The organism is Dactylosporangium sp. NPDC005555, assembly GCF_040605635.1.
Lineage (GTDB): Bacteria > Actinomycetota > Actinomycetes > Mycobacteriales > Micromonosporaceae > Dactylosporangium.
Genome location: NZ_JBEXDG010000007.1, coordinates 1 through 23951 on the forward strand (window position 1 = coordinate 1; position 23951 = coordinate 23951).

Annotated in this window: 9 protein-coding genes and 1 pseudogene; 5 read left to right on the forward strand and 5 right to left on the reverse strand. The window is 75.7% G+C overall.

Annotation, left to right across the window (positions count from 1 at the left end; translation table 11 throughout):
- Positions 1-2211, forward strand: a 2211-nt coding sequence (locus tag ABZS58_RS10270) for an ATP-binding protein (protein WP_354779723.1), incomplete at its 5' end; no start/stop codon positions are given.
- Positions 2208-2420: pseudogene (locus ABZS58_RS10275) on the forward strand (response regulator); the annotation flags it as partial. The gene ABZS58_RS10270 and the pseudogene ABZS58_RS10275, both read left to right, overlap by 4 nt.
- Here ABZS58_RS10275 and ABZS58_RS10280 read toward each other — a convergent pair.
- A complete protein-coding gene (locus ABZS58_RS10280) occupies positions 2395-2616 on the reverse strand; it encodes a hypothetical protein (RefSeq protein ID WP_354780165.1) in 222 nt (73 codons plus the stop codon). The pseudogene ABZS58_RS10275 and the gene ABZS58_RS10280 overlap by 26 nt on opposite strands.
- Positions 2617-2885: 269 nt before the next feature.
- Here ABZS58_RS10280 and ABZS58_RS10285 point away from each other — a divergent pair, with 269 nt between their 5' ends.
- Complete coding sequence (locus ABZS58_RS10285) at positions 2886-5078, forward strand: esterase-like activity of phytase family protein (protein ID WP_354779725.1); 2193 nt, start codon at positions 2886-2888, stop codon at positions 5076-5078.
- A 115-nt stretch (positions 5079-5193) separates the two neighbouring features.
- Complete coding sequence (locus ABZS58_RS10290; protein WP_354779727.1) at positions 5194-5742, forward strand: NUDIX domain-containing protein; 549 nt, start codon at positions 5194-5196, stop codon at positions 5740-5742.
- 17 nt (positions 5743-5759) lie between these two features.
- On the opposite strand, the gene ABZS58_RS10295 is transcribed toward ABZS58_RS10290, so the two are convergent.
- On the reverse strand, positions 5760-6563 hold the full coding sequence (locus ABZS58_RS10295) for an SDR family NAD(P)-dependent oxidoreductase (protein ID WP_354779729.1): 804 nt from the start codon (positions 6561-6563) through the stop codon (positions 5760-5762).
- Between the two features lie 406 nt (positions 6564-6969).
- Here ABZS58_RS10295 and ABZS58_RS10300 point away from each other — a divergent pair, with 406 nt between their 5' ends.
- Positions 6970-10692, forward strand: coding sequence for a hypothetical protein (locus ABZS58_RS10300; RefSeq protein ID WP_354779731.1), 3723 nt, complete (start codon positions 6970-6972; stop codon positions 10690-10692).
- Positions 10693-10716: 24 nt separating this feature from the next.
- Here ABZS58_RS10300 and ABZS58_RS10305 read toward each other — a convergent pair whose 3' ends face one another.
- From ABZS58_RS10305 to ABZS58_RS10315, 3 genes are read right to left on the reverse strand one after another with little or no spacing between them, the layout of a single operon-like run.
- Positions 10717-15978, reverse strand: a complete 5262-nt coding sequence (locus tag ABZS58_RS10305) for an amino acid adenylation domain-containing protein (protein WP_354779733.1) — start codon at positions 15976-15978, stop codon at positions 10717-10719.
- The gene (locus ABZS58_RS10310) at positions 15975-19256 is read right to left on the reverse strand and encodes an amino acid adenylation domain-containing protein (protein ID WP_354779735.1); all 3282 of its coding nucleotides are present in this window, start codon (positions 19254-19256) and stop codon (positions 15975-15977) included. Before ABZS58_RS10310 ends, ABZS58_RS10305 begins: the two co-directional genes overlap by 4 nt.
- The gene (locus tag ABZS58_RS10315; protein ID WP_354779737.1) at positions 19249-23892 is read right to left on the reverse strand and encodes an amino acid adenylation domain-containing protein; all 4644 of its coding nucleotides are present in this window, start codon (positions 23890-23892) and stop codon (positions 19249-19251) included. The genes ABZS58_RS10310 and ABZS58_RS10315 overlap by 8 nt, the downstream gene beginning before the upstream one ends.
- Positions 23893-23951: the final 59 nt, after the last annotated feature.

Here is a 23951-nt window from a genome sequence, read left to right on the forward strand (position 1 = left end):
GAACAGATCACCGGCATCCCCCAACGCGAAACCATCCCCGACGCCGCCGTCCGTCACGCCGAACAAATCGAACTCGTCGACATGACCCCCGAAGCGCTCCGCCGCCGCATGGCCCACGGCAACATCTACCAACCAGCCAACATCACCGCCGCCCTCGGCAATTACTTCCGCGTCGGCAACCTCACCGCCCTCCGCGAACTCGCCCTCCTCTGGCTCGCCGACAAAGTCGACGACCAACTCGACCACTACCGCACCCAACACCACATCAACACCACCTGGGAAACCCGCGAACGCGTCGTCGTCGCCCTCACCGGCGGCCCAGAGGGAGACACCCTCATCCGGCGCGCCGCCCGCATCGCCGCCCGCACCAAAGCCACCGACCTCCTCGCCGTCCACATCATCCGCGGCGACGGACTCGCCGGCGCCGACCCCGCCAACCTCGCCCGCCAACGCATCCTCACCGAAACCCTCGGCGGCACCTACCACCAGGTCGTCGGCAACAACATCCCCACCGCACTCCTCGACTTCGCCCGCGGCGTCAACGCCACCCAACTCGTCCTCGGCGCCAGCCGACGCCACCGCCTCGCCCAGATCCTCTCCCCCGGCGTCGGCGTCACCACCACCGCCGAATCCGGCACCATCGACGTCCACCTCGTCACCCACGAACAAGCCAGACGCGGCCGCCTCCGCCTCAACACCGGCGGCGGACTCACCCTCCGCCGGCGCCTCGCCGGTGTCGCTCTCGCCGTGCTCGGGCTGCCGCTGCTGACCGCCGGCCTCACCGCCGTCCAAGCCGACATCTCCCTACCCAGCGACATCCTCGCCTTCCTCATGCTGACCGTCGCCGTCGCCCTCACCGGCGGCCTCTGGCCCGCGCTGCTCGCCGCCGTCAGCAGCTTCCTGCTCCTCAACTACTACTTCACCCCACCGCTGCACCTCTTCACCGTCGCCGAACGGGAGAACCTGTTCGCGTTGCTGGCGTTCGTCCTCGTCGCTGTCGCGGTGTCCACCGTCGTCGACCTCGCCGCCCGCCGGACCAGGGAGGCAGCACAGGCCCGCGCCGAGGCGCAGACCCTGTCCACCCTCGCCGGCAGCGTCCTGCACGGCGACCGGCCACTCCCTGCCCTCCTCGAACGCGTCCGTGAATCGTTCGGGCTCACCACCGTCACCCTCCTGCAACACACCGACCCACCCGGCGACACCGGCGCGTGGCAGGTCGCCGCGAACGTCGGCGACCCACCGTGCACCTCACCCACCGACGGCGACACCGAAGTGCCGATCGACGACGAACTGACCCTCGCCCTGCGCGGCCCCACCCTCGCCGCCGCCGACCGGCGCCTCATCGAGGCGTTCGCCGCGCACGCCGCCATCGCACTGCGCCAGCAACGACTCACCGAACAAGCCGCCGAAGCCGGGAACCTCGCCGAGATCGACAAGGTCCGCACCGCGCTGCTGTCCGCCGTCAGCCACGACCTACGCACCCCACTCGCCTCCGCCAAAGCCGCCGTCGGCAGCCTCCGCAGCCACGACGTCGAATTCTCCGCCGAAGACCACGACGAACTCCTCGCCACCGCCGAAGAATCCCTCGACAGACTCAACCGGCTCGTCGAAAACCTCCTCGACATGAGCCGCCTCCAAGCCGGCGCACTCGGCATGCACCCACAACCAACCAGCATCGCCGACGCCATCCCCCGCAGCATCGACGAACTCGGCACCCCCGCCGACGGTGTGCGGCTCAACATCCCGGAGGAGCTGCCGGACGTATACGCCGACCCGGCCCTGCTCGAACGCATCCTCGTCAACATCCTCGCCAACGCCCTCCGCCACAGCCCCACCGGACAACCACCACTCATCACCGCCAGCGAACACGCCGGCCACGTCGAAATCCGCGTCATCGACCACGGCCCCGGCGTCCCAACCACCGACCAGGACCGCATCTTCCAACCCTTCCAACGCCTCGGCGACCACGACAACACCACCGGCGTCGGCCTCGGCCTCGCCCTCGCCCGCGGCCTCGCCCAAGCCATGAACGGCCACCTCCAACCCGAGAACACCCCCGGCGGCGGCCTCACCATGACCCTCACCCTGCGCACCGCCGAACCCGACACGCACCGGGGTCCCCCGCCCCCCGACGAGCAGGCCGACCCGGCACTGCTGAAACGCCTGGACGAGTTCACGCACGCTCCCGGCACGGCGGAAGGCAGCACATGACCCGCGTCCTCATCATCGACGACGAACCCCAGATCGTGCGCGCCCTGCGGATCAACCTGCAGGCCCGGCACTACGACGTCGTCACCGCCGCCGACGGTGCCCAGGCCATCACCGCCGTGGAGACCGAGCACCCGGACGTCGTCGTGCTCGACCTCGGCCTGCCCGGCATCGACGGCGTCCAGGTCATCCGGGCCCTGCGTGCGTGGACGCCGGGTCGGTGGCCTCGGCGAGACACGCCTCGAACGCCGCCGGCAGCTCGTCGCGGTACGCGTACCGCTCCCTGCCGGCCCTCGCCCAGGCGGAGGTCGTGCGGAACGGCGCCGTGGCCACGGCGAGCACCTCCCGCTGCCACGCCTCGAGGCGCTCGAACGTGAGCGGGCCGCCCCCGGCCGCGTCGGCGCGCACCAGCTCCAGCGCGGCGAGGGCGGGGCGGGCGCCGTTCCTGCGTTTCGCGAGGTGCTCGGCGATGCCGTCCCGCGCGGTGCGCGCCGGCCCGCGGACGTGCCCGGCGGCGTGCTCCCACCGGGCCGCCCGCCGGACCGACGGGTGCGGCCACGCCGCCGGGCCGGTGGTACGGCGGCGATCACCGGGCGTTCACCCGGGCGACCGGTGGGCGTCGCCGGGGCCTGCGAGCGTCATGGCGCATGTCCCAACGCAAGATTTCCGCTGCGCTCGTGACGCTGGCGGTGACCGCCGCCGGGCTGGTTCCCGGCACCGTCGCAGACGCACACCCGAACCGTTCCGACGCGTGGAGCCGGCAGGCCACGTATCCCGTCTTCCAGAACCGGCCGGCCGGCGAGGACGCCGCCGCAGCGACCGCGGCCGAGATCTCCGCCGTCACCGACGACGGGCGGACGCTGATCTACACCGACGCGCTCGCCAAGCGGATCGGGTTCCTCGACATCGCCGACGAGCACCGGCCGAAGGGTCTCGGCACCCTCGCGGTGGCCGGGGAGCCGACGTCGGTGACCGTCCGCGGCGGGTACGCCCTCGTCGTCGTCGACACCAGCGCGAGCTTCACCGATCCGTCCGGGGTGCTGCAGGTGGTCCGGATCGCCGACCGCAAGGTCGTGCGCGCCATCGACCTCGGCGGGCAGCCCGACTCGATCGCGCTCAGCAGGACCAAGCGGTACGCGGCGATCGCCATCGAGAACGAGCGCGACGAGGACGTGAACGACGGGGACCTGCCGCAGGCGCCCGGCGGGTACGTGCAGATCGTCGACCTGCCGGCCGACGACCCGGCCCGGTGGTCGGTGCGCAGGGTGGCGCTGCCGGCGGACGTGCTCGCCGCCGCCGGGATCACCGCGCCCGAGGACCCGGAGCCGGAGTACGTCTCGATCAACTCCCGCGACCAGGCGGTCGTGACGCTGCAGGAGAACAACGGCCTGGTCGTCATCGACCTGCGCACCGGCCGGCTGGTGAAGGCGTTCAGCGCCGGCACCGCCACGGTCACGGGCATCGACGTCGCCGACGACGGCAGGATCGACCTCAGCGGGCAGATCACCGGCAAGCCGCGCGAGCCCGACGCGGTCGGCTGGGTCGACGACCGGTACGTCGCCACCGCCAACGAGGGCGACTGGAAGGGCGGCACCCGCGGCTGGACGGTCTTCGACACGTGGACCGGCCGGGTCGTCTGGGACGCCGGCAACACGTTCGAGCGGCTCGCCGTCACGTACGGGCTGCACAACGAGGACCGCGCGGGCAAGAAGGGCACCGAGCCGGAGGGGCTCGCCATCGCGACGTTCCGCGGCACCCGCTACGCGTTCGTCGGCTCGGAGCGCAGCAACTTCGTCGCCGTCTACGACCTGAGCGACCCGGTCCGGCCGGTCTTCAAGCAGATCCTGCCGACGACCAACGGGCCCGAGGGGCTGCTGCCGATCCCGTCGCGCGGCATCCTCGCCGTCTCCAGCGAGGAGGACGACGCGTCGGTCAACGTCCGCTCCACCGTGTCGCTCTTCGAGCTGGGCCGCGACAAGCCCGGCTTCCCGACCGTGACCAGCCCCGGCGGCATCGGCTGGGGCGCGCTCGGCGCGCTGTCCCCGGTGCCCGGCAAGCCGTCGAAGCTGTACACGGTGACGGACGCGGCCTACACGCCGACCCGGATCCTCACCCTCGACACCCGCGACACGCCGGCCCGGATCACCGCTGAGCTGACGGTCACCGACGCGGCCGGCGCCCCCGTCGGCTACGACGCCGAGGGCATCTCCGCCCGGCCGCAGGGCGGTTTCTGGCTCGGGGTGGAGGGCGCCACCGGCGAGGGCAACAAGCTCGTCCGCCTCGACGCCGCGGGCCGCACGGTGGAGACCGTGCCGCTGCCGGCGGCGGTCGCCGCGGGCCTCGCCAAGCAGGGCATCGAGGGTGTCTCGGCGACCACCGACCGCGCCGGCGAGCACGTCTGGGTCGCCCTGCAGCGGGAGCTGAGCACCGACCCGAAGGGTATCGTGCGCATCGGCCGGTACGACGTCGCCGGCAAGGCCTGGACGTGGTTCGGCTACCAGCTGGAGACCACGACGACGGCCGGTGACTGGATCGGCCTGTCCGAGATCGTCGCCGTCGACGAGCGCACCCTCGCGGTCATCGAGCGGGACAAGCTCAACGGCCCGAACGCGAGGATCAAGCGGATCTACACGGTGACCGTCCCGGGGCGGGACCCGGCCGCGGGCACGCTGCCGGTGCTGCGCAAGCGCCTCGCGGTCGACGTGCTGCCGGCGCTGCGCGCCGACAACGGCTGGACCCAGGAGAAGCTCGAGGGCCTGACCATCGGCGGCGACGGCCAGGTCTACGCGATCACCGACAACGACGGCGTCCAGGACGCCACCGGCGAGACCGTCCTGCTGCGCCTCGGCCCGGCCCGCAAGGTCTTCTGACCCGCACGACCCGCACGACCCGCACGACCCGCATGACCGGCACGACCCGCACATTCGCACGACTTCGGGGGCACGGCGTCACGGCCGTGCCCCGTCCGACGTAGATTGCTGTCTCGTGTCCATCTTCACCGAGCTCGAGCAGTACCGGCCCGGCGACGCCGAGGAGGCGTCGGACCTCGGCCGGGTCCGCGCGCTGCGCACCGCCGCCGACGCGTTCGGCCGCACCGTCCCGCTGCACATCACCGGCTCCGCCCTCGTCGTGCACCCGCCGTCCGGGCGGGTCCTGCTGCGCTGGCACGTGCGCCAGTCCGCGTGGCTGCACGTCGGCGGCCACGTCGACCCCGGCGAGGACGACCCCCTCGTGACCGCGCTGCGCGAGGCGGCCGAGGAGACCGGCCTGCGCGACCTGGCCCCGTGGCCGGACCCCGCGATCCTGCACGTCGTCGTGGTGCCGGTGACCGCCAACGACCGCGAGCCCGCCCACGAGCACGCCGACGTCCGGTACGTGCTGGCGACCGGCACCCCGGACGAGGCCCGGCCGGAGAACCCGGCGGCGCTGCTGCGCTGGCTGACGATCCCCGAGGCGCACGACCTGACGACTGAGGTCAACATGCACGGGTCCCTCGACCGGGTGGAACGGCTCCTGCGCTCCCGCGACCGGTGATGCGTCGCGGGTCTCCCTCACAGACCCACGGCGGCGGCGCTCGCGTCCCAGAGCCTGGCGGCCGCCGCCGGGTCGGCGGCGTGCGGCGCGGGCCTGGTTAGCTTGTGACCGACGTAGTAGCCGCCGTTGGTCAGCTCCGCCGCCGGCACCGTGGCGAGCCAGACCAGCAGCGCGCCGGCCTTCTGCGGGGTGGTCAGGAACGGCGCGAACCGGTAGACGAGCCGGACCGGTCCCTCACCGAAGTTCGTCCGCACGACGCCCGGGTGGAACGAGACGCTGGTGACGTCCGGCCAGCGGCGGGCGGCCTCCGCGGCGAACAGGATGTTGGCGGACTTCGCGGCCCCGTACGCCCGGCCCCACCGGTACGCGCCCGGGTCGCCGGTGAAGTCGTCCGGGTCCGGCCGGCCCTGGGTGTGCACCCGCGACGCGGTGGACACCACCCGCTTGAGCCGATCCCGCAGGAGGCCGGTGAGCAGGAACGGGGCGAGGTGGTTGCCCTGGACCGTCGCCTCATAGCCGTCCACCGTCCGCCGGTATCCGCCGATCATGCCGCCGGCGTTGCTCGCCAGCACGTCGATCGCCGGATACGTGTCCGCGAGGTATCCGGCGAGGTCGCGCACCTCGGCGAGCCGCTCGAAGTCGGCCCGGAACCTGCCCGGCTCACGGCCACCGCCGGCGGCCCGCACCCGCTCCACCGCCGCGTCGAGGCGCTCCTCGGTCCGCCCGACGACCACCACCTGGTCGCCCTGCGCGGCGAACCGCTCCGCCGCCGCCAACCCCACGCCGGAACTCGCCCCGGTGACCACCACAGTGCGACCCATCGACGCAGTATTCCACCGCGCCCGGCATCCGGCTGATCGCGGGTTGCCGCGCCCGGGGCACCGCGGCGACCCGCGTGCCCTACCCGGCCACCGGGCTGCTGGAGCCGCCGCCGGCGCCCACGCCGGCGGCGGCTCCCCCCGTTCAGCCCGGTGGCCGGACGGACGACCGGACGCCGGCACCGCGAACGCCGGTCCCGCGGGAACCGGGGCGTTGCCCGGCCGGGACCGCCGGGCCGCCATCGGGGCCACCCCCAGGCCATGTGCGCGATGGCGGTGCGGTGCCGCGCGTCCGGTCGGGTTTCCTCTCTTCCGTGAAAGACCACGCTGGGCCACCGGCGGGTTGACCGGTAGGTTGTGCGGCGCCGGACAAACAACGCCGGACAATCGACGAGCAAGCAGTGATGGGGTGACCGTGGGGCGGCCGGAGAAGCCCGTCGATCCGCAGGCGGGACCGGTGCAGCGGCTCGCGTGGCAGTTGCGGCAGCTGCGGGAGCAGGCGGGCAGCCCCGGCTACCGGGTCCTGGCGCGGCGGGCGCACTTCTCCGCGAGCACCCTCGCCGAGGCGGCGAAAGGCGACCGGCTGCCGTCACGGGACGTCACCGTCGCCTACGCCGTCGCGTGCGGCGGGGACGCCGGGGAATGGGCGGCCCGCTGGGGCGCGGCCGAGGAGGCCCTCGCCCGGACCGCGGCGCCCGCCGAAGCGCCCACCGGACCGGTGCCGTACCTCGGGCTCACCGCGTACCGGGCGGAGGAGGCCGGCTGGTTCTTCGGCCGGGACGCGCTCGCCGACCGCCTCCTCGCCAAGGTGCGCCGGGCGCCGCTCGTCGCGGTCCTCGGGGCGTCCGGCAGCGGCAAGTCGTCGCTGCTCGGCGCCGGGCTCATCGGGGCCCTCACCGACGACCCGGGGTGGCGGACGATGCTGCTCACCCCCGGCGCGCAGCCCCTCGACGCGTTGTCCGGCGAGGTCGCGAAGCTGTCCGGCGCCGACCGGCACCGGCTCCGCGACGACCTCGACCGGGACCCGGCCGCGGCCGACGCCGCCATCCGGGGCGCGCTCACCGCCGGGCCGCCCGGCGCGCGGGCGCTGCTCGTCGTCGACCAGTTCGAGGAGCTGTACACCACCTGCACCGACCGCGACGCCCGGCGGGCGTTCGTCGACACGCTCCTCGACGTGAGCCACGGGCCGGACCGGCGGACCACGGTCGTGCTCGGGCTGCGCGCCGACTTCCTCGGCCACCTCGCCCAGCACGCCGGCCTCCTCGCCGCGCTCGGCGACGAGGGCACCGTCCTCGTCGGGCCCGTCGGCGGCGCGGACCTGCGCGAGATCGTGACCCGGCCGGCGGCGCGGGCCGGGCTGACCGTCGACCCGGACCTCCTCGCGACGGTCCTCGCCGACGTCGGCGACGAGCCGGGCACGCTGCCGCTGCTGTCGCACGCGCTGCTGGCCACCTGGCAGCGGCGCACCGGGCCGGCGTTGACGCTGCGGGAATACCAGGCGAGCGGCGGCGTCCACGGCGCGATCGCGCAGACCGCCGAGCGGGTCCACGCCGCCTTCGACGACACCGAACGGCGCGCCGCCCGGCGGATCTTCGTGCGGCTGACCGCGCTCGGCGACGGCACCGAGGACACCCGGCGGCGGATCGGCCGGGACGAGCTGGAAGGGATCGCCGAGGAGGCGGTCACCGGCCGGGTCCTGCAGGACCTCGCCGAAGCCCGGCTGGTGGTCCTCGGCGACGGCACCGTCGAGGTCGCCCACGAAGCGCTCATCCGGGGCTGGCCCCGGCTGCACCGCTGGCTCACCGACGATCGCGCCGACCTGGCCGTGCACCGGCGGCTGACGGACGCCGCACAGACCTGGTCGGCGCTGGCAGGCGACACCGGGGCCCTCTACCGCGGGGCGCAGCTCGTCGCCGCCCGCGGGCTCGCCGAGGACCGGGCCGGCGAACTGAACCGCCTCGAGCAGCAGTTCCTGCGCGCCAGCAACGTGTGGGCCGAGGCCGAGCAGCGCACCGCCCGGAGCAGGGCCGGGCTGCTGCGCCGGCTCGTCGCCGGGGTCGCGGCGCTGCTGGTCCTCGCACTGCTCGGCGGTGGCATCGCCGTGCGGCAACGGCAGGACGCCCGGCGGCACGAGGCGGCGGCGCTGGCCGGGGAGCTGGCGCTGCGGGCCCGGTCGCTGCTGGACACCGACCCCGAGCTCGCCGGGCTCCTCGCCGTCGAGGCGGCGCGGCTGCACCCGGACGTGGAGACCCGGGGCAGCGTGCTCAGCGCCGCCGCCGCACCCCGCCGGACCGAGCTCAACACCGGCGGCCCGCCCATCGCCGCCGTCGCCTTCGCCCCCACCCGGCCGCTGCTCGCCGCGTCCGCCAACGACGGCACCATCGGGCTCTGGGATCCCGTCGCCGGGCAACGCGTCGCGACCCTGGCCGGGCATTCGGCGCGGGCCGCGGGGATCGCCTTCAACGCCGACGGGTCCAGGCTCGCGACGGCGGGCTTCGACGGTACCGGCGGATCCGTCGCCGTCTGGGACACCTCGACCCGGCAGGAGGTGGCCAGGTTCGGCGAGGAGGGGATGACCTCCGCGCTCGCGTTCAGCCCCGACGGCGGCCGGGTGGCGGTCGGCGTGCCGGGCGGCATCGCCGTCCACGACCTGCGCACCGCACAACGCACCGTCCTCGGTGGACGGTCGGCGGGGGTGGCGTCGCTCAGCTTCAGCGCCGACGGACGGTGGCTCGCCGCGACCGACGGCACCGGCCGGCTCTGGGACCTCGACGGCACACCCGTCGCGGTCGACCTGCCGGGCGGGCCCGTCGCCCAGCTCGCCTTCGCCACGACCGGCACCGTCCTGGCCGGCTCCGCCGAGACCGACGGCGTGCGCCTCTGGGACGTCGCCGGCGGCACCCCGAAACCACTGCCGCCGCTGCCCGCCGACGGCCGCACCGCGTGGACGATCTCCGCCCCTTCGGCCGGCCGGCTCGCCGTCGCCGACGAGAACGGCGCCGTCACCGTCTGGGACCTCGGCACCCGCCTGCCGCTGCGCACGTTCCAGGACCGGGGCCGCACCGAAACCGTGTCGGTGGCGTTGAGCGCCGACGGGACGATGCTCGCGTCCGCCGGGTTCAACGGCGTCATCGTCGTGCGGGACCTGACCGCCGCCGCGTTCGGCGGCGCCACCGCACCCGTCCGGGACCTCGCCGTCAGCCCCGACGGCGGCACGGTCGCGGCGGCCGGCGGCGACGGCGTGGTCCGGCTCTGGCACGCCGACGGCCGGCCCCTCGCCGCGCTCGCCGGGCACCCCGACGAGGTCGCCGCCGTCGCCTTCGACCCGACCGGCCGGCGGCTCGCGGCGGTGACCCGGACCAGCGTCGTCACCGTCTGGGACGTCGCCGGCGGCGGGCACGCCGCACCACCGTTCGCGGCCCGGCCCGCCGGCCCGACGACCGACGTCGCGTTCGCCCCCGACGGCGGGCTGCTCGCCACCGCCACGTTCGCGCCGGTCGTGTGGGACGTGCGGCAACCGGAGCGGCCGGTGGACGTGACGGCGAAGTTCCCGAGCCGCATCGTCACCTCCCTCGCCTTCACCCCCGACGGGCGGCGGCTGCTCGGCGCGAGCGTCGGCGGCTACGTCAACACGTGGGACGCGGCCACCGGCGAGCAGCTCGCCCGGTTCAACACCGGCCAGCGGGCGGTGCAGTCGATCGCCGTCACCCCCGACGGCTCGCGCTACGCCACCGCCGGCGACAGCCGGACCGTGAAGCTGTGGGACGCGGCCACCGGGCAGCAGGTCGCCGAGCTCGCCGGGCACACCGCACCCGTGCAGGTGGTCGCGTTCAGCCGGGACGGGCGGCTCCTCGCGTCCGCCGGCGACGACCGGACCGTCATCGTCTGGGACGTCGCCGGGCGCCGCCCGGTGGCCCGGCTCAGCGGCCACGCCGCCCGGGTCCGCGGCCTCGGCTTCACCACCGGCGGGCTGATCTCCGGTGGCGACGACGGCCGCCTGATCGCCTGGACCCTCGATGGGCAGGCCGCCGAGCGGCGCATCTGCGCGGCCGGCAGGGTCCTCACCCGGGCGGAGTGGTCCGCGAACCTCGGCGACCGCCCCTACCGCCCGGCCTGCACGACACCCCGATAGGCGCCGCGCAGGCCGGTTCCGAATTCATCGATCCGTCCGGACCCCGGGTCGATCGTCCGAAAGGTCCTTTCCGAGGGCCAGAGCCTGGATCTCGTCGAGCGTGTCCGGGATCTCGGCGCCGGCCGAGGCGTCCGGCAGGTCGTCCTCCATCCGGTGCAGGGGGCGGTAGGCAAGGCCGAGCGCGCCCCAGACCACGAGGAGCAGCCCGCACGCGACCAGGATCAGCGCGGTGCCCCTGCCCGCGCCGCCGCCCACGACCCAGCGCAAGGACGACGCGAGGGGGGTGACGGCATCGGTGAGGGGCGGGGCGGCCAGGAACGCGAGCGGGGTCATCGCGACCGCGAGCATCTGGTTGGTGGCGAGGACCCGGCCCTGCAGGTCCAGGCCGACCTTGACCTGGATGATGGCGAGCCAGTGCGCGTTGAGGACGGTCAGCGACGCGTACCAGACGAGGCTGCCGGCGGCGGCGACCGCGGTCGACGGCCGCAGCCCGACGAGGGCCGCGCCGGCGCCGACGCCGATGACGAAGCCGACCATGCCGGTGGCGCGGCGTTCGGCGCCGCCCCACAGGAGCATGGCGAGGGCGCCGAGGCCCGCGCCGACGCCGCTGCACGTGGTGACGACGCTGACCGCGGTGGTGCCGCCGAAGCCGTACACGGTCGGGACGGTGACCGCGAGGGCGAGCATCGCCAGGAAGTTCTCCACGACGAAGAACCCGATCATGATCATGAGGGGGCGGCGGCGGGTCAGGAACCGCCAGCCGCCGGCGATGGCGCGGGTGAACGTCTCCTCGCGGCGGCGGAACAGCCGGTCGGGCAGGCGCACGGCGAGGAGCGTGCCGACGCCGGCGAGCAGCGACACGACGTCGACGGCGACGACCCACGGCATGCCGAGCGCGGTGATCAGGGCGCCGCCGGCGAGCGGGGCGATGAGCATGCCGATGCCGGGGCCGAGGCCGGCGACCGCGTTCGCCTGGCCCAGGTACGGCTTGGGCACCAGCTGGGCGACGGCGGCGAGGTACGCGGGCCGGTGGAACGCGGTGATGGTGGACAGCAGGCCCGCGAGGAGCCCGACGCTCCAGATCTCCAGCCTGCCGAGGGTCAGGAGGGCGACGACGGCGGTCATGACGGCGGCGCCGGCGCCGTTGCAGGCGAGCATGACGCGCCGGCGGTCGAAGCGGTCGGCGACGGCGCCGCCGAGCGGCAGGACGACGATCGCGGGCAGCAGCGCCAGCATGGTGACGAGCGCGTAGTCGGCGACCCGGCCGTGCTGCTGGTAGGCCCACACGCCGAGGGCGAACGAGCTGAGCGCCGCGCCGATCAGCGACGCGGTCTGCCCGGCCGCCATGAGGGCGAAGTCGCGCAGGTCGCGGCGGGCCCGCCCGCCGGTGACGGCGGTGCTGACCGGGGCCGGCGGCCGCCCCGCCCGCCAGTCGCGGACCGCGCCGGCGATGTGCCCGGCGGCGGCCGCTGCCTGATGTTTGAGGAAGTAGTGCCCGGCGCGCGGGAGGACGGCGAGGGCGACCCGGTCGGCGAACGCGCCCCATTCCGTGTACCGCTCCTCGTACAGCTCCGTGGACCGGTCCCGGGCGCCGATGAGGCACAGCACGGGTGCGCGGAGCCGCCGCCGGTCGGGGGCGGTGAGCTCGTGGGTGAACCAGGTCTGTGCCTCGTCGACGTCGTGCCGCAGCCCGCGCAGGATCACGTCCGTGTCGACGCCGGTCTCGTCGTCGAGGCCGCCGAGGGTACGGAGGAAGTCGCGGTACGCCCGATCGGACGTCCACCAGGTCGCCGGGATCCGCCGGTGCAGCCAGGCGGTGACCCGGCCGGGGAGGCGGGCGGCGGGGAAGCTGCCGCCGACGACGAGCCCGGCGACGTCGCGGCCCTCCGCCTCCAGGCGCAGCGCGACCTCGGTGGCGGCGGCGGAGCCGACGCAGTGCCCGTAGACGAGGACCGGCCCGGCGGGCAGGTCGGCGACGATCCGGCCGGCGAGTTCCGCCAGGGGCAGCGCCGGCTCGCCGGGCCTGGCCGGGTCGTGCCCGGGCAGCTCCACGGCGAGGACCGCGGCGCCCGGCAACCGCTGCGCGAGCTCGGTCGCGAGGGGCCCGTACGCGGCGGCGGAGCCTCCGCCGTACGGGATGCAGACGACCTGCAACGTGGCGGTGGCGGGACCGGCGAGCCGGTGCAGGATGCCCGCCGATCCGGTGCCGCCGTCGAGGAACGCGGCGAGCTCGCGGACCGTGGGGCGGGTGAACAGGTCGATGACCCGCAACCCCGGGTCGATGGCGCGGACGGCGCGGACGGCCTTGAACGAGTCGCCGCCGAGGGCGAAGAAGTCGTCGTCGAGCCCGACCTCCACGCCGTCGAGGACCTCGGTCCAGGCGGCGGCGACCCGCTCCTGAGCCGGTGTCCCGGGCGCGACGCGGGTGGCGGCGCCCGGCGGGGCGGGTGCGGGGAGGGCGGCCCGGTCGACCTTGCCGTTGGCGGTCAGCGGCAGCCGGTCGAGGACGACGAACGCGGACGGGACCATGTAGTCGGGCAGCCGCTCCCGCAGCGCCGCCCGGACCTGCGCGGGGTCGGCGGAGGCGGGGGTGATCCAGGCGGCGAGCCGCCGCGTGTGCGCCTCGCCGACGGGCAGGACGACGGCCTCGGCGACGCCGCCGGCGGCGCGGACGGCGGTGGCGACCTCGTTGAGCTCGACCCGGAAGCCGCGGATCTTCACCTGGTCGTCGACGCGGCCGAGGACGTGGACGAGCCCGTGCGCGTCGACCCGGACCCGGTCCCCGGACCGGTACCAGCCGCCGGTGAACCGGTCGTCGCGGCCGTGCAGGTAGCCGCGGGCGACGCTCGGCCCGCCGATGCGCAGCTCACCGGGGACACCCGCCGGCACCGGGCGGCCGGCCTGGTCGGTGACCACGCATTCGACGTTCGCGAACGGCCGCCCGATGGGGGCGTTGCCGTGGCGGCGGCCGGCGGGGATCTCGCGGACGTCGCAGCCGAAGACGGAGACCGTGGTCTCGGTCGGCCCGTAGTGGACCTGGACGTCCAGCGAGGGCCGCACCCGTTCGACGCGGTCGATCAGCTCCCACGGGCACGGCTCGCCGGCGAGGACGAGCAGCTTCCGCGGCAGGAGCGCGGCGAGGTCGCCGTGGGCGGCGAGGAGCTCCAGGTGGCTCGGCACGAGCTTCATCGCGTCGACCGGATGCGCGGCCAGGTAGGCGGCGAAGGCGTCCGGGTCGGTGGCGGTCTCCCGGTCGACGAGGTGCACGGTGCCGCCGGTGGTCAGCGCCCCGAACAGGTTCGTCATGCCGAGGTCAGCGGCGTGCGTGGACACGAGCGCGTAGGAGGCGTGCCGCCCGGTCCGGTCGGCGGCGGCGTGCAGGTAGTGCGCGATGTGCCGGTGCTCGACGGCGACGCCCTTCGGCCGGCCGGTCGACCCCGACGTGAAGATCACATACGCGAGGTGGGTCATCGGCACGGATATCGGCGCGGCGGGTGTACCGGTGACGTCCGCGACGACGATCGCCTCCCGTCCCGGGACCCGGTGCGCGAACGCGGCCTCGGTGAGCACGACCCGGGCCCCGGCGGCGTCGAGGATGTCCGCGATCCGCCCGTCGGGGTAGCCGGGGTCGATCGGGAGGTAGGCCGCACCGGCCCGCAGCACGCCGAGCAACGCGACCGGCAGGGCGGTGCCGCGTTCGGTGAGGACGGCGACGGGCTCCTCGGGCCGCACCCCGGCCGCCAGGAGCCGCGCGGCGACGACCGCGGCGCGCCGGTCCAGGTCCGCGTAGGTCAGCCGGCCGTCGGCGGCGACGACGGCCGGCGCGTCCGGGGTCAGCACCGCGTGCCGGGAGATCAGCTCGTGCAGCGGCCGGTCCAGGGTGTACGACGCCCGCGGGCCGCCGGGTCCGGGCCGGATGCCGGGTTCGAGGGGCAGCTCGCCGACGGGCCGGTCCGGTTCGGTGGCGAGCCCGGTCAGCAGCGCCAGGAACCACCCGGCCAGTCGCCGGGCGGTGTCGTCGTCGAACAGCTCCGTCCGGTACACGAGCGATCCGCGGTAGCCGTCGCCGTGCCGGGACAGTCCGAGGTTGAGGTCGTACTTGGTGGTGCGGATCGGCAGGTCCACCACCTCGGCGGTGAGGTGCGGCTGCCACGCCGGGTCGTCCTGCTGCTCCAGGACGTTGAGCAGCACCTGGAAGATCGGGGTGGTCGCGAGGTTCCGCTCCGGCCGCAGCCGCTCCACGATCCGCTCGAACGGCACCTCGGCGTGCGCGAGGGCGTCGATCGCCGTCTCCCGGGCCCTGGCGAGGAGCTCCCGGCCGGTGGGGTCGCCGGAGCAGTCGGTGCGCAGGACGAGCGTACCGACGAAGCAGCCGACCATCCGTTCGGCGTCGGGATGGTGCCGGCCCGCCGCGGGCACCCCGACGGCGATGTCGCCGGTGCCGCAGACCCTGGCGAGCAGCGCCTGCCAGGCGGTGAGCAGCACCATGAACGGCGTGGCGCCGCACCCGGCGGCGAGGGCCGCGATCCGGGCGGTGAGGCCGGCGGGCACGGTCACCGGGACCTGCCCGGCCCGCGCGCCGGCGATCGCGGGCCGCGGCCGGTCGGTCGGCAGGTCCAGGACCGGCGCGAGCCCGCGCAGCCCCTCCACCCACCGGTCGAGGTCCACTGTGGACGGCTCGCGGCCGGTCTGCCAGCGGGCGTGGTCGGCGTACTGCACCACGGGCGCCGCGGGCGCCGGCCGTCCCCCGGCCCGGGCGGTGTACAGGTCGGCGAGGTCGCGCAGGGCGAGGCCGACGGACCAGGCGTCGAACGCGATGTGGTGCACGACGAGCAGCAGCACGTGCACGCCGGGGCCGGTGCGGTGGATGAGCGCCCGCATCGGCGGCTCCTCGGCGAGCCGGAACGGCCGCTCCCGGAACGCGTCCAGGGATCCCCCGGTCTCGACGGGCACGTCCGCGGCGGCGCCGAGCACGGCCACGGGGACGCCGTCGTGGTCGGTGAACCGGCTGCGCAGCACGTGGTGGCGGGTGGCCAGGTCACGGACCGCGGCGGTGAGCGCGGCGACGTCGAGGTCGCCGGTGAGCCGGACGGCGACGGTCACGTGGTAGGCGGCGCTGTCCGGTTCGAGGTGGTGCATGAACCACAGCCGGGCCTGCGCCGGCGACAGCGGCGCCGGCGCGTCCGGGTCGCCGGTGGGGATGCCGGCGGCGGCGCCCGCGGCGGCGCGGCGCGCCCCGGCGAGGCGCTGCTGGATCAGCGACCGCTGACTGTCGGTGACCGTCACGCCTGCGTCACCTCGGCCAGCAGCAGCGCTTCGAGGGCGACGGCGAACCCGGCGAGGACCGGCTGCTCGAACTGCAGCCGCACCGGCACCGGCAGGTCGAGGGCGTCGCGGAGCCTGCCGACGACGAGGGTCGCGGACAGCGAGTGCCCGCCGAGGGCGAAGAAGTTGTCGTGCACGGACAGGTCGTCGCGGTGCAGGACGGCGCCCCACACCTCGGCGACGAGCTGCTCCGCCTCGCTGCGCGGCGCGACCCGCTCCCGCTCGTCGTCGCCCGGCTCCGGCAGAGCGGCGCGGTCGACCTTGCCGGATCCGTTGACGGGCAACGCCGGCAGCGTCATCCACCGGCGCGGCACCATGTGCCCGGGCAGCGCGGCCCGCAGCCGGGTCTCCAGGTCCGGTGGCCGCAGGACCGTCCCCGGCTGCGGCACCACGTAGCCGACGAGGTGCGCGTCACCGCCGGGTTCCCACCGGACGGCGACCACGGCTTCGGCGACGCCGGGCACGGTCCGCAGGCGGGACTCGATCTCGCCGAGCTCGATGCGGTGGCCGCGCACCTTCACCTGATGGTCGCGGCGGCCCAGGAATTCGAGGGTTCCGCCGGTACACCAGCGGACCAGGTCACCGGTGCGGTAGCAGCGTTCCCCGGGCCGCACCGGATCCGCGACGAACGCGGCGTCGGTCAGGTCGGGCCGGCCGTGGTAGCCGCGGGCGACGCCGGCACCGCCGATCCACAGCTCACCGACGGTCCCGGGCAGGGCGAGCCGGCCGTCGCCGTCCATGACGTACACCCGTTCGCCGGCCATCGGGGTGCCGATCGGGACGGCGTCACCGACCGGAGGGGTGACGCGGTGCATGGTGGACGTGACCGCGGTCTCGGTGGGGCCGTAGCCGTTCCAGAACTCGGCGAGCCGGGCCGTGAGCTCCCGGGCGAGGGGCGGGTCGACGGCCTCGCCGATCGCGACGGCCCGCACGTGCGGCGCCCGCCAGCCGGCGGCGACGAGCATCCGGAACGTGGTCGGCGTCGCGGTCATCACGGTCACCCCGGCATCGGCGATCCGCCGCGCGACGAGGTGCCCGTCGACGGCGACGTCCCGGTCGAGCAGCGCGAGCCGCAGCCCCTGCCCGAGGCCGGTCCACAGTTCCAGGCCGGCGACGTCGAAGGACAGGGCGGTGAGGCCGAGCATCACGTCGCCCGGGGTGACCGGCATCAGCGCGCAGTGGGCGGCGGTGAACGCGGCGAGGCTGCCGTGGGTGAGCTCGACACCCTTGGGACGGCCGGTCGAGCCCGACGTGTAGATGATGTACGCGAGGTCGCCCGCACCGACCGCCGGCAGCTCCCCCGCCGTCGTTGACAGCGCGTCGCGGAGGTCGACGACGGTGGCGCCGGTGCCGTCGGCGACGCGGCGCGCCACGTCGAGGGTGCCGGCGGCGGCGAGGACGACCCGGGCGCCGCTGTCGCCGAGCTGGTGGCGGAGCCGCTCCACCGGATGGTCGGCCTCGAGGGGCACGTACGCGGATCCGGCCCGCCACACGCCGAGGAGCGCGGCGGGCAGGTGCCGTTCCCGGGGCAGGCAGATCCCGACGGGCGCGTCGGGCCCCGCGCCGTGGCTGCGCAGCGCGGTCGCGATCCGGGCGGCGGCGGAGGTCAGCCCGGCGTAGCTGAGGGTGCCGTCGCGGGCGTCGACGGCGACCGCGTCGGGGCGGGCGGCGGCCCGGGCGAGGACCGCGTCGAGGACCGTGGCGGAGGCGTCTGCGGGCAGGTCCGGGCCGGTGCCCCGGGCGAGCAGCTCGGCCCGCTCGCCGGCGTCGAGCAGGTCGAGCCGGGACAGGGGCAGGTCGGGTTCGGCGAGGACGCCGTCGAGGAGGGTGAGCAGCCAGCGCGCCCACCGCCGCACCGTCGAGGCGTCGAAGAGGTCCCTGCGGTAGCTGATGCAGCCGTCGTACCCGCCGGCGCGGCCGGTCAGGGACAGGCTGACGTCGAACTTGTTCGAGTCCAGCGGCGAGTCGAGGCGTTCGGCGCGGACGCCGGGCAGGACCGGGTCGCGCTGGGGTGTCTCGAGGAGGAACAGCATCGACTGGAAGACCGGGGTCGTCGCCGTGGACCGTTGCGGTGCGAGGGCCTCGACGACCGCTTCGAAGGGCGCGGCGGCGTGCGCGAACGCTTCGAGGGTGCTGTCGCGGACCCGGTCGAGGAGCTGCCGGCCGGTGGGGTCGCCGGACAGGTCGGTGCGCATGACGAGGGTGTTGATGCAGCAGCCGACGACGTCCTCGGTCGCGCGGTGGTGGCGGCCGGACTCGGGGACGCCGACGGCGACGTCGTCGCTGCCGCAGAGCCGCCCGAGCAGCGCCTGCCAGGCCGCCGACAGCACCATGAACGGGGTGGCGTTCGCGGCGCGGGCGGTGTCGCGGATCCGTGCCGCCAGGGCTGGCGGGACGGTGACGGGCACGGTGCCGCCGGTCCAGTCGGCGACCGCCGGGTAGGGCCGGTCGACGGGCAGCGCGAGGGCCGGGGCGAGCCCGGCGAGCCGCCGCACCCACCAGCCGACGTGGTCGCCGGCGGGCCGGCCGGCCTGCCATTCGGTGACGTCGGCGTACTGCAGCCGCGGCGGCGCGGGCGGCGCGGCCAGGCCGAGGCGGGCGGCGTACCGGCGGCCGAGCTCGTCGAGCATCAGGTCCTGCGACCACGCGTCGGTGGCGATGTGGTGCACGGTCAGCGCGAGCACGTGCACGTCGGGTGCGACGCGGAACAGCACGGCCCGCGCCGGCGGCTCGGTCTCCAGGTCGAACGGCCGGTGCACCTCCGCCCGTAACGCCTCGGCCAGGCGCTCTCCGGCGGGGTCCGTCCCGGCGAGGCCCTGCCCGGCGACGTCGTGCCCGGCGAGCTGCTGCCCGGCGAGGTCCACAATGGACAGTTTGACCCGGTCGGCGGCAAGGGCGACGGCGACCGGTTCCGCGTTCGCTCCGGGCGGCACGATGACGCTGCGCAGGACCTCGTGGGCGGCGCAGACGTCGCGGAGCGCCGCGAGCAGCGCGTCCGCGTCGAGCGGGCCGGTGAGGCGCAGGACGGCGGGCACGTGGTAGATCGACGTGTTGGTCTCGAACTGGGCGTTGAACCACAGCCGGCGCTGCGACGGCGACAGCGGCTGCGGCGCCGACGGGTCGGCCCGGCGCGGGATCTCCGCGTCGGTCCCTTCCCGGGCGGCGGCGCGGGCGGCGGCGACCCGCCGCCGCATGAGCTCCCGGAGGGTGTCCCGGGCGGCGGTGTCTCGGTCAGACAAGGTCATAGTCATTCCCCGGATGGTTGTGGCCGGGTGCGGCCACGATGTCGTCCATGACAAGGCGTTCCAGGTGTTCGGCGAAGTCGGCGAGGACCGGGTGGTCGAACAGCAGCCGCACCGGCACGGCGCAGCCGAGCGTGTCGCGGAGCCGGCCGGCGACCCGGGTCGCGGCGAGGGAGTGCCCGCCGAGGCCGAAGAAGCTGTCACCGGCGCCGATCCGCTCCGTGCCGAGGATCTGCGCCCACACGTCGGCGACGAGCTCCTCCATCACCGACCCGACCGGCCGGTGCGGCCGGTCGTCGCCGGGATCGGGCAGCGCGGCCAGGTCGACCTTGCCGCTGGGCAGGGCCGGCAGCGCGTCGAGGACCACCCAGCGGTGCGGCACCAGGTGCCCGGGGAGCCGGTCCCGCAGGTACGCGGCGGCGTCCTCGGCGGTGACCTGCCCGGTGAGGTACCCGACGAGGTGCGCCTGCGCGCCGGCACCGCGCACGGTGACGACGGCATGCCCGACGGCCGGGTGACCGCGCAGCACGGCCTCGATCTCGCCGGGCTCGACGCGGTACCCGCGGATCTTCAGCTGCTGGTCGCGCCTCCCCCGGAAGACGAGGTCCCCGCCGGGTCGCCGGTGGACGAGGTCGCCGGTGCGGTAGCAGCGGCCGCCGGGCACGAACGGGTCGGCGACGAACGCGGCCGCGGTCAGCTCCGGCCGGCGGTGGTAGCCGAGCGCGGGTCCGGCGCCGCCGATCCACAGCTCGCCGGTGACGCCGGGCGGGACGAGGCGGTGCAGGGGGTCCATCACGTAGAGCCGCTCCCCCGGCAGCGGATGCCCGATCGGCACGCCACCGTCCGCCGCGGACACGTCGTGGACCCGGTGGGCGGTGGACAGGACGGTGGCCTCGGTCGGGCCGTACACGTTCCACACCTGCCCGACCCCGGCCAGCAGCTCGCCGGCGAGGGCCGCGTCGAGGGCCTCGCCACCGGCCCAGACCCGCAGGTCGCCCTTGCCCGTCCAGCCGGACGCGAGGAGGGTCCGCAGCATCGTCGGCGGCACGTTCATCACGGTGACGTCGTGCGCGGCGATCCGCTCACCGAGGCGGTGCCCGTCGACGGCGGCGTCCCGGTCGACGACGACGCAGCAGGCGCCGGCGGCGAGGCCGGCCCAGATCTCGGCGCAGGAGGTGTCGAAGCTCAGCGTGGCGACCGCGAGCATCCTGTCCCCCGGCCCGATGCCGGGCTCCAGGCGCAGCGCCTCCGTGAGCGACGCCAGACCCGCCTGGGAGACCGCGACACCCTTGGGGGTACCGGTCGAGCCGGACGTATACAGCAGGTACGCCAGGTCGTCAGGGCCGACCGCCGGCAGGTCGGCCGTCTGCCCGGCGGCGAGGTCGAGGTTGAGACCGCCCGCCACGGCCGCGGTCCCGGTGCGGCACAGGACGGTCGTGACCCCGCCGTCGGCGGCGAGCCACGCGAGGCGTTCCGCGGGCAGCTCCGGCTCGAGGGGCAGGTACGCCGCGCCGGCCCGCCACACGCCGAGCAGGGTCGCGGGGACCCGGTGGTCGCGGGGCAGGCACACGCCGACCACGTCACCGCGGCGCGTGCCCTGCGCGACCAGCACCGCGGCGACGGCGGCCGAGGCGTCCCACAGCTGCCGGTACGTCATCCGCCCGCCGTCGCCGATCACGGCGACGTCGTCCGGGCGCTGCCGCAGGACGGCGTCGACGACGGTGGCGGGGGCGGACGCGGGCAGTGGCGGGCCGGCGGCGAGCCGCAGGAGTTCCGCCGCCTCGGCCGCGGTGACCAGGGGCACCCGCGACAGGGGCCGGTCCGGGTCGGCGGTCACCTCGGCGAGGACCAGCAGGAGCCGGTCGGCGAACCCGGCCGCCCACGCCGGGTCGACGAGGTCCAGGTCGTACTCCAGCTGCAGCTCGACGCCGGCGGCGGTCTCGTTGACGAAGACGGTGAGCGGGTTCTGGGCGCCGCCGCAGCCGAGCTCGCCGAGCAGCTCCAGGCACACCCCGCCGCGCTCGACCCGCACCGGCATGCCGGCGGGCTGCGCGGACAGCACCACCGGCGTGAGCATCGCGCCGCGCGGCTGCGTGCCGACCGCCCGGAACAGGTCCTCCGTGGACGGACGGGGCCGGTCCTGCGCGCTCGCCGTGGCGGCCGCGGCGGCGGCGATCGTGTCGCGGACCGTGGCCCCGGGGTCGAGGCGCAGCCGGACCGGGAGGACGTCGACGAGCGGGCCGATGACCGAGTCGAGCTCGGGTGCGGCGCGGCGGGCGACGACCGCGCCGACGAGGACGTCCGCGCGGGCCGTGTACCCGGCGAGGAGCAGGCCCAGGGCGGTCAGCCAGCCCGCGAACGGCACGGTGGCGAGGTCCGGCGGCACCCGGCGGGTGAGGCGCTCGCCGCGGAACCCGGCGGTGCCGGTGAACAGCTCGTTCGGCGGTGACGCGCCCGCCAGCTCCTGCGCCCACGCCTGGCCGGCGTCGCCGCCGCTCATGAGGGCGATGTCGCCGACCTGTACCGGCGGTGGCGCCACCGAACCGGGTGCGGCGAGATCCGCGGCCAGCTCGGTGAGGAAGATGCCGGTGGACCAGCCGTCGAACGCCACGTGGTCGGTGACGACGGTCAGCTCCGACACGTCCGGCGCGAGGCGGACCAACTCCACGCGCAGCAGCGGCCCGTCGCCCGTCAGGTCGAACGCGTGCCGCCCGGCGGCACCGTGTTCGGCGACCGGCACCGCGGTGCCCGCGCAGACGACCGACACCGCGACGCCGCCGCGCTCCACGATCCGGCTCCGCAGCACCTCGTGCCGCTCGACCATCGCGGTCAGGGCCTCCCGCAGCGCTACGGTCCCGACCGGGCCGGTGAGCCGGACCCGGAACGCCACCGTCGTCACGGCCGGCACGGGGCTGACCTGCCGCAAGGTCCAGAGTTCCCGCTGGGTCGGGGTCAGCGGATACCCGGTCGCCCCCTCGTGCCGGACCGGCGCGCGGTGGACGGGTGCCGCCCCCTGCCCGACGAGGGCGGCGAGGGCGGCGACGGTCGGCGCGGCCAGGAACCCGGCGAGGGTGACGGTGGTGCCGAACTCGCGGCCGGCGAGGGCGCAGACGCGGGCCGCGGCGAGGGAGTGTCCGCCCAGGTCGGCGAAGTGGTCGTCGACGCCCACCGCCGCGACGCCCAGGACGTCGCCGACGATCACGGCGAGCCTGGCCTCCACGGGGGTGCGCGGCGCCGCATAGCCGGCCCCCGTCGCACGGCGGGCCGGCAGCGGGGGCAGGGCCCCGCGGTCGACCTTGCCGTTCGGGCCGAGCGGCAGCCCCTCCGTGATGCCGAACCGGGTCGGGACCAGGTGCTCCGGCACCCGGTCGCGCAGCCAGGCGCGCAGGGCCCGCTCGTCGACGCCGGTCGCCTCGACGTGCCCGACCAGGTACGACCCGCCGTCGGGGTCGTCCGCCGCGAGCACGCACGCGCGGCGGACCGACGGGTGGCGGGCCAGGACCGCCTCGACCTCGCCGGGCTCGACCCGGTAGCCGCGGATCTTCACCTGGTCGTCGGCGCGGCCGGCGAAGCGCAGCACGCCACCGCGGCTGCGGACGAGGTCGCCGGAGCGGTACCAGCCGTCGCCGAACCCGCCGTCGCGCATGTGCAGGTAGCCGCGGGCCACGACCGGGCCGCCGATCCACAGCTCGCCGAGGTCACCGTCGGGCACCCGGGCGCCGGCGGCGTCGCGGACCTCCAGCACCGCACCGGCGATCGGGCGGCCGATCGGCGGCTCACCCTCGTCGTCGCGGCCGACCTCGGCGATCGCGCAGGTGGTGGTGCACTCGGTCGGGCCGTACAGGTTGAGCACCCGGCGGACCCCCGGGTTCGCGTAGATGCGGTCGACGAGCGCCCGGGTCAGCGGCTCACCGCCGGCGAACACCGCCCGCACGCCCGGCGGCAGCGGCTCGCGGAGCAGGGCGGCGAGCGCGGACGGCACCCCGTACACCGTCGTCACCTCGTCGCGGGCCGGCAGCGCCGGCAGGGCGAGAAGGTTCTCGGCGAGGATCACGGTGCCGCCGGTGACGATCGGCAGGAACAACTGGCTGATCGACGGGTCGAAGCAGATCGACGCGGAGGCGAGCATCCCGCCGAGCTCCTCGGCGGTGTACGCGGCCGCCTCCCAGCGCAGCAGGTTCATCGTGTTGCGGTGCTCGACGACGACACCCTTCGGCCGACCGGTCGAGCCGGACGTGTAGATGACGTACGCCGGGTCGGTGCCGTCCCCTTCCACGTCCGGGCTCCCGGTGCGCTGCGGGGGGATGTCCTGGGTGCCGACGACGAGTTTCGTCCCGGCGTCGGCGGCGATGTACGCGAGTCGCTCCGCCGGGTACGCGGGGTCCATCGGGACGTACGCGGCGCCGGACTTCAGCACGCCGAGCAGCTTGGGCAGCAGGTGCTCGTCGCGGCCGGCACACACCCCGACGAGGTCGCCGCGACCGACGCCGCGCCCGCGCAGCCACCGGGCGACCCGGTTCGCGCGGGCGTCGAGGTCCGCGTACCGCAGCCTGACCCGCCCGGCGATCACCGCGACCCGGTCCGGGGTCCGTCGTGCCTGCTCCTCGAACGCGACATGCACACGATCGGACACGCGCAGGCCCTCCCCCGGTAAACGTTCGTTCAGGAAATCATGCCGCATCTATCTCCGGG

Excerpts from the sequence above, each read along its gene's own strand:
- ABZS58_RS10295 (WP_354779729.1), bottom strand. The coding sequence starts at position 6,563 with ATGGGTCGCACTGTGGTGGTCACCGGGGCGAGTTCCGGCGTGGGGTTG.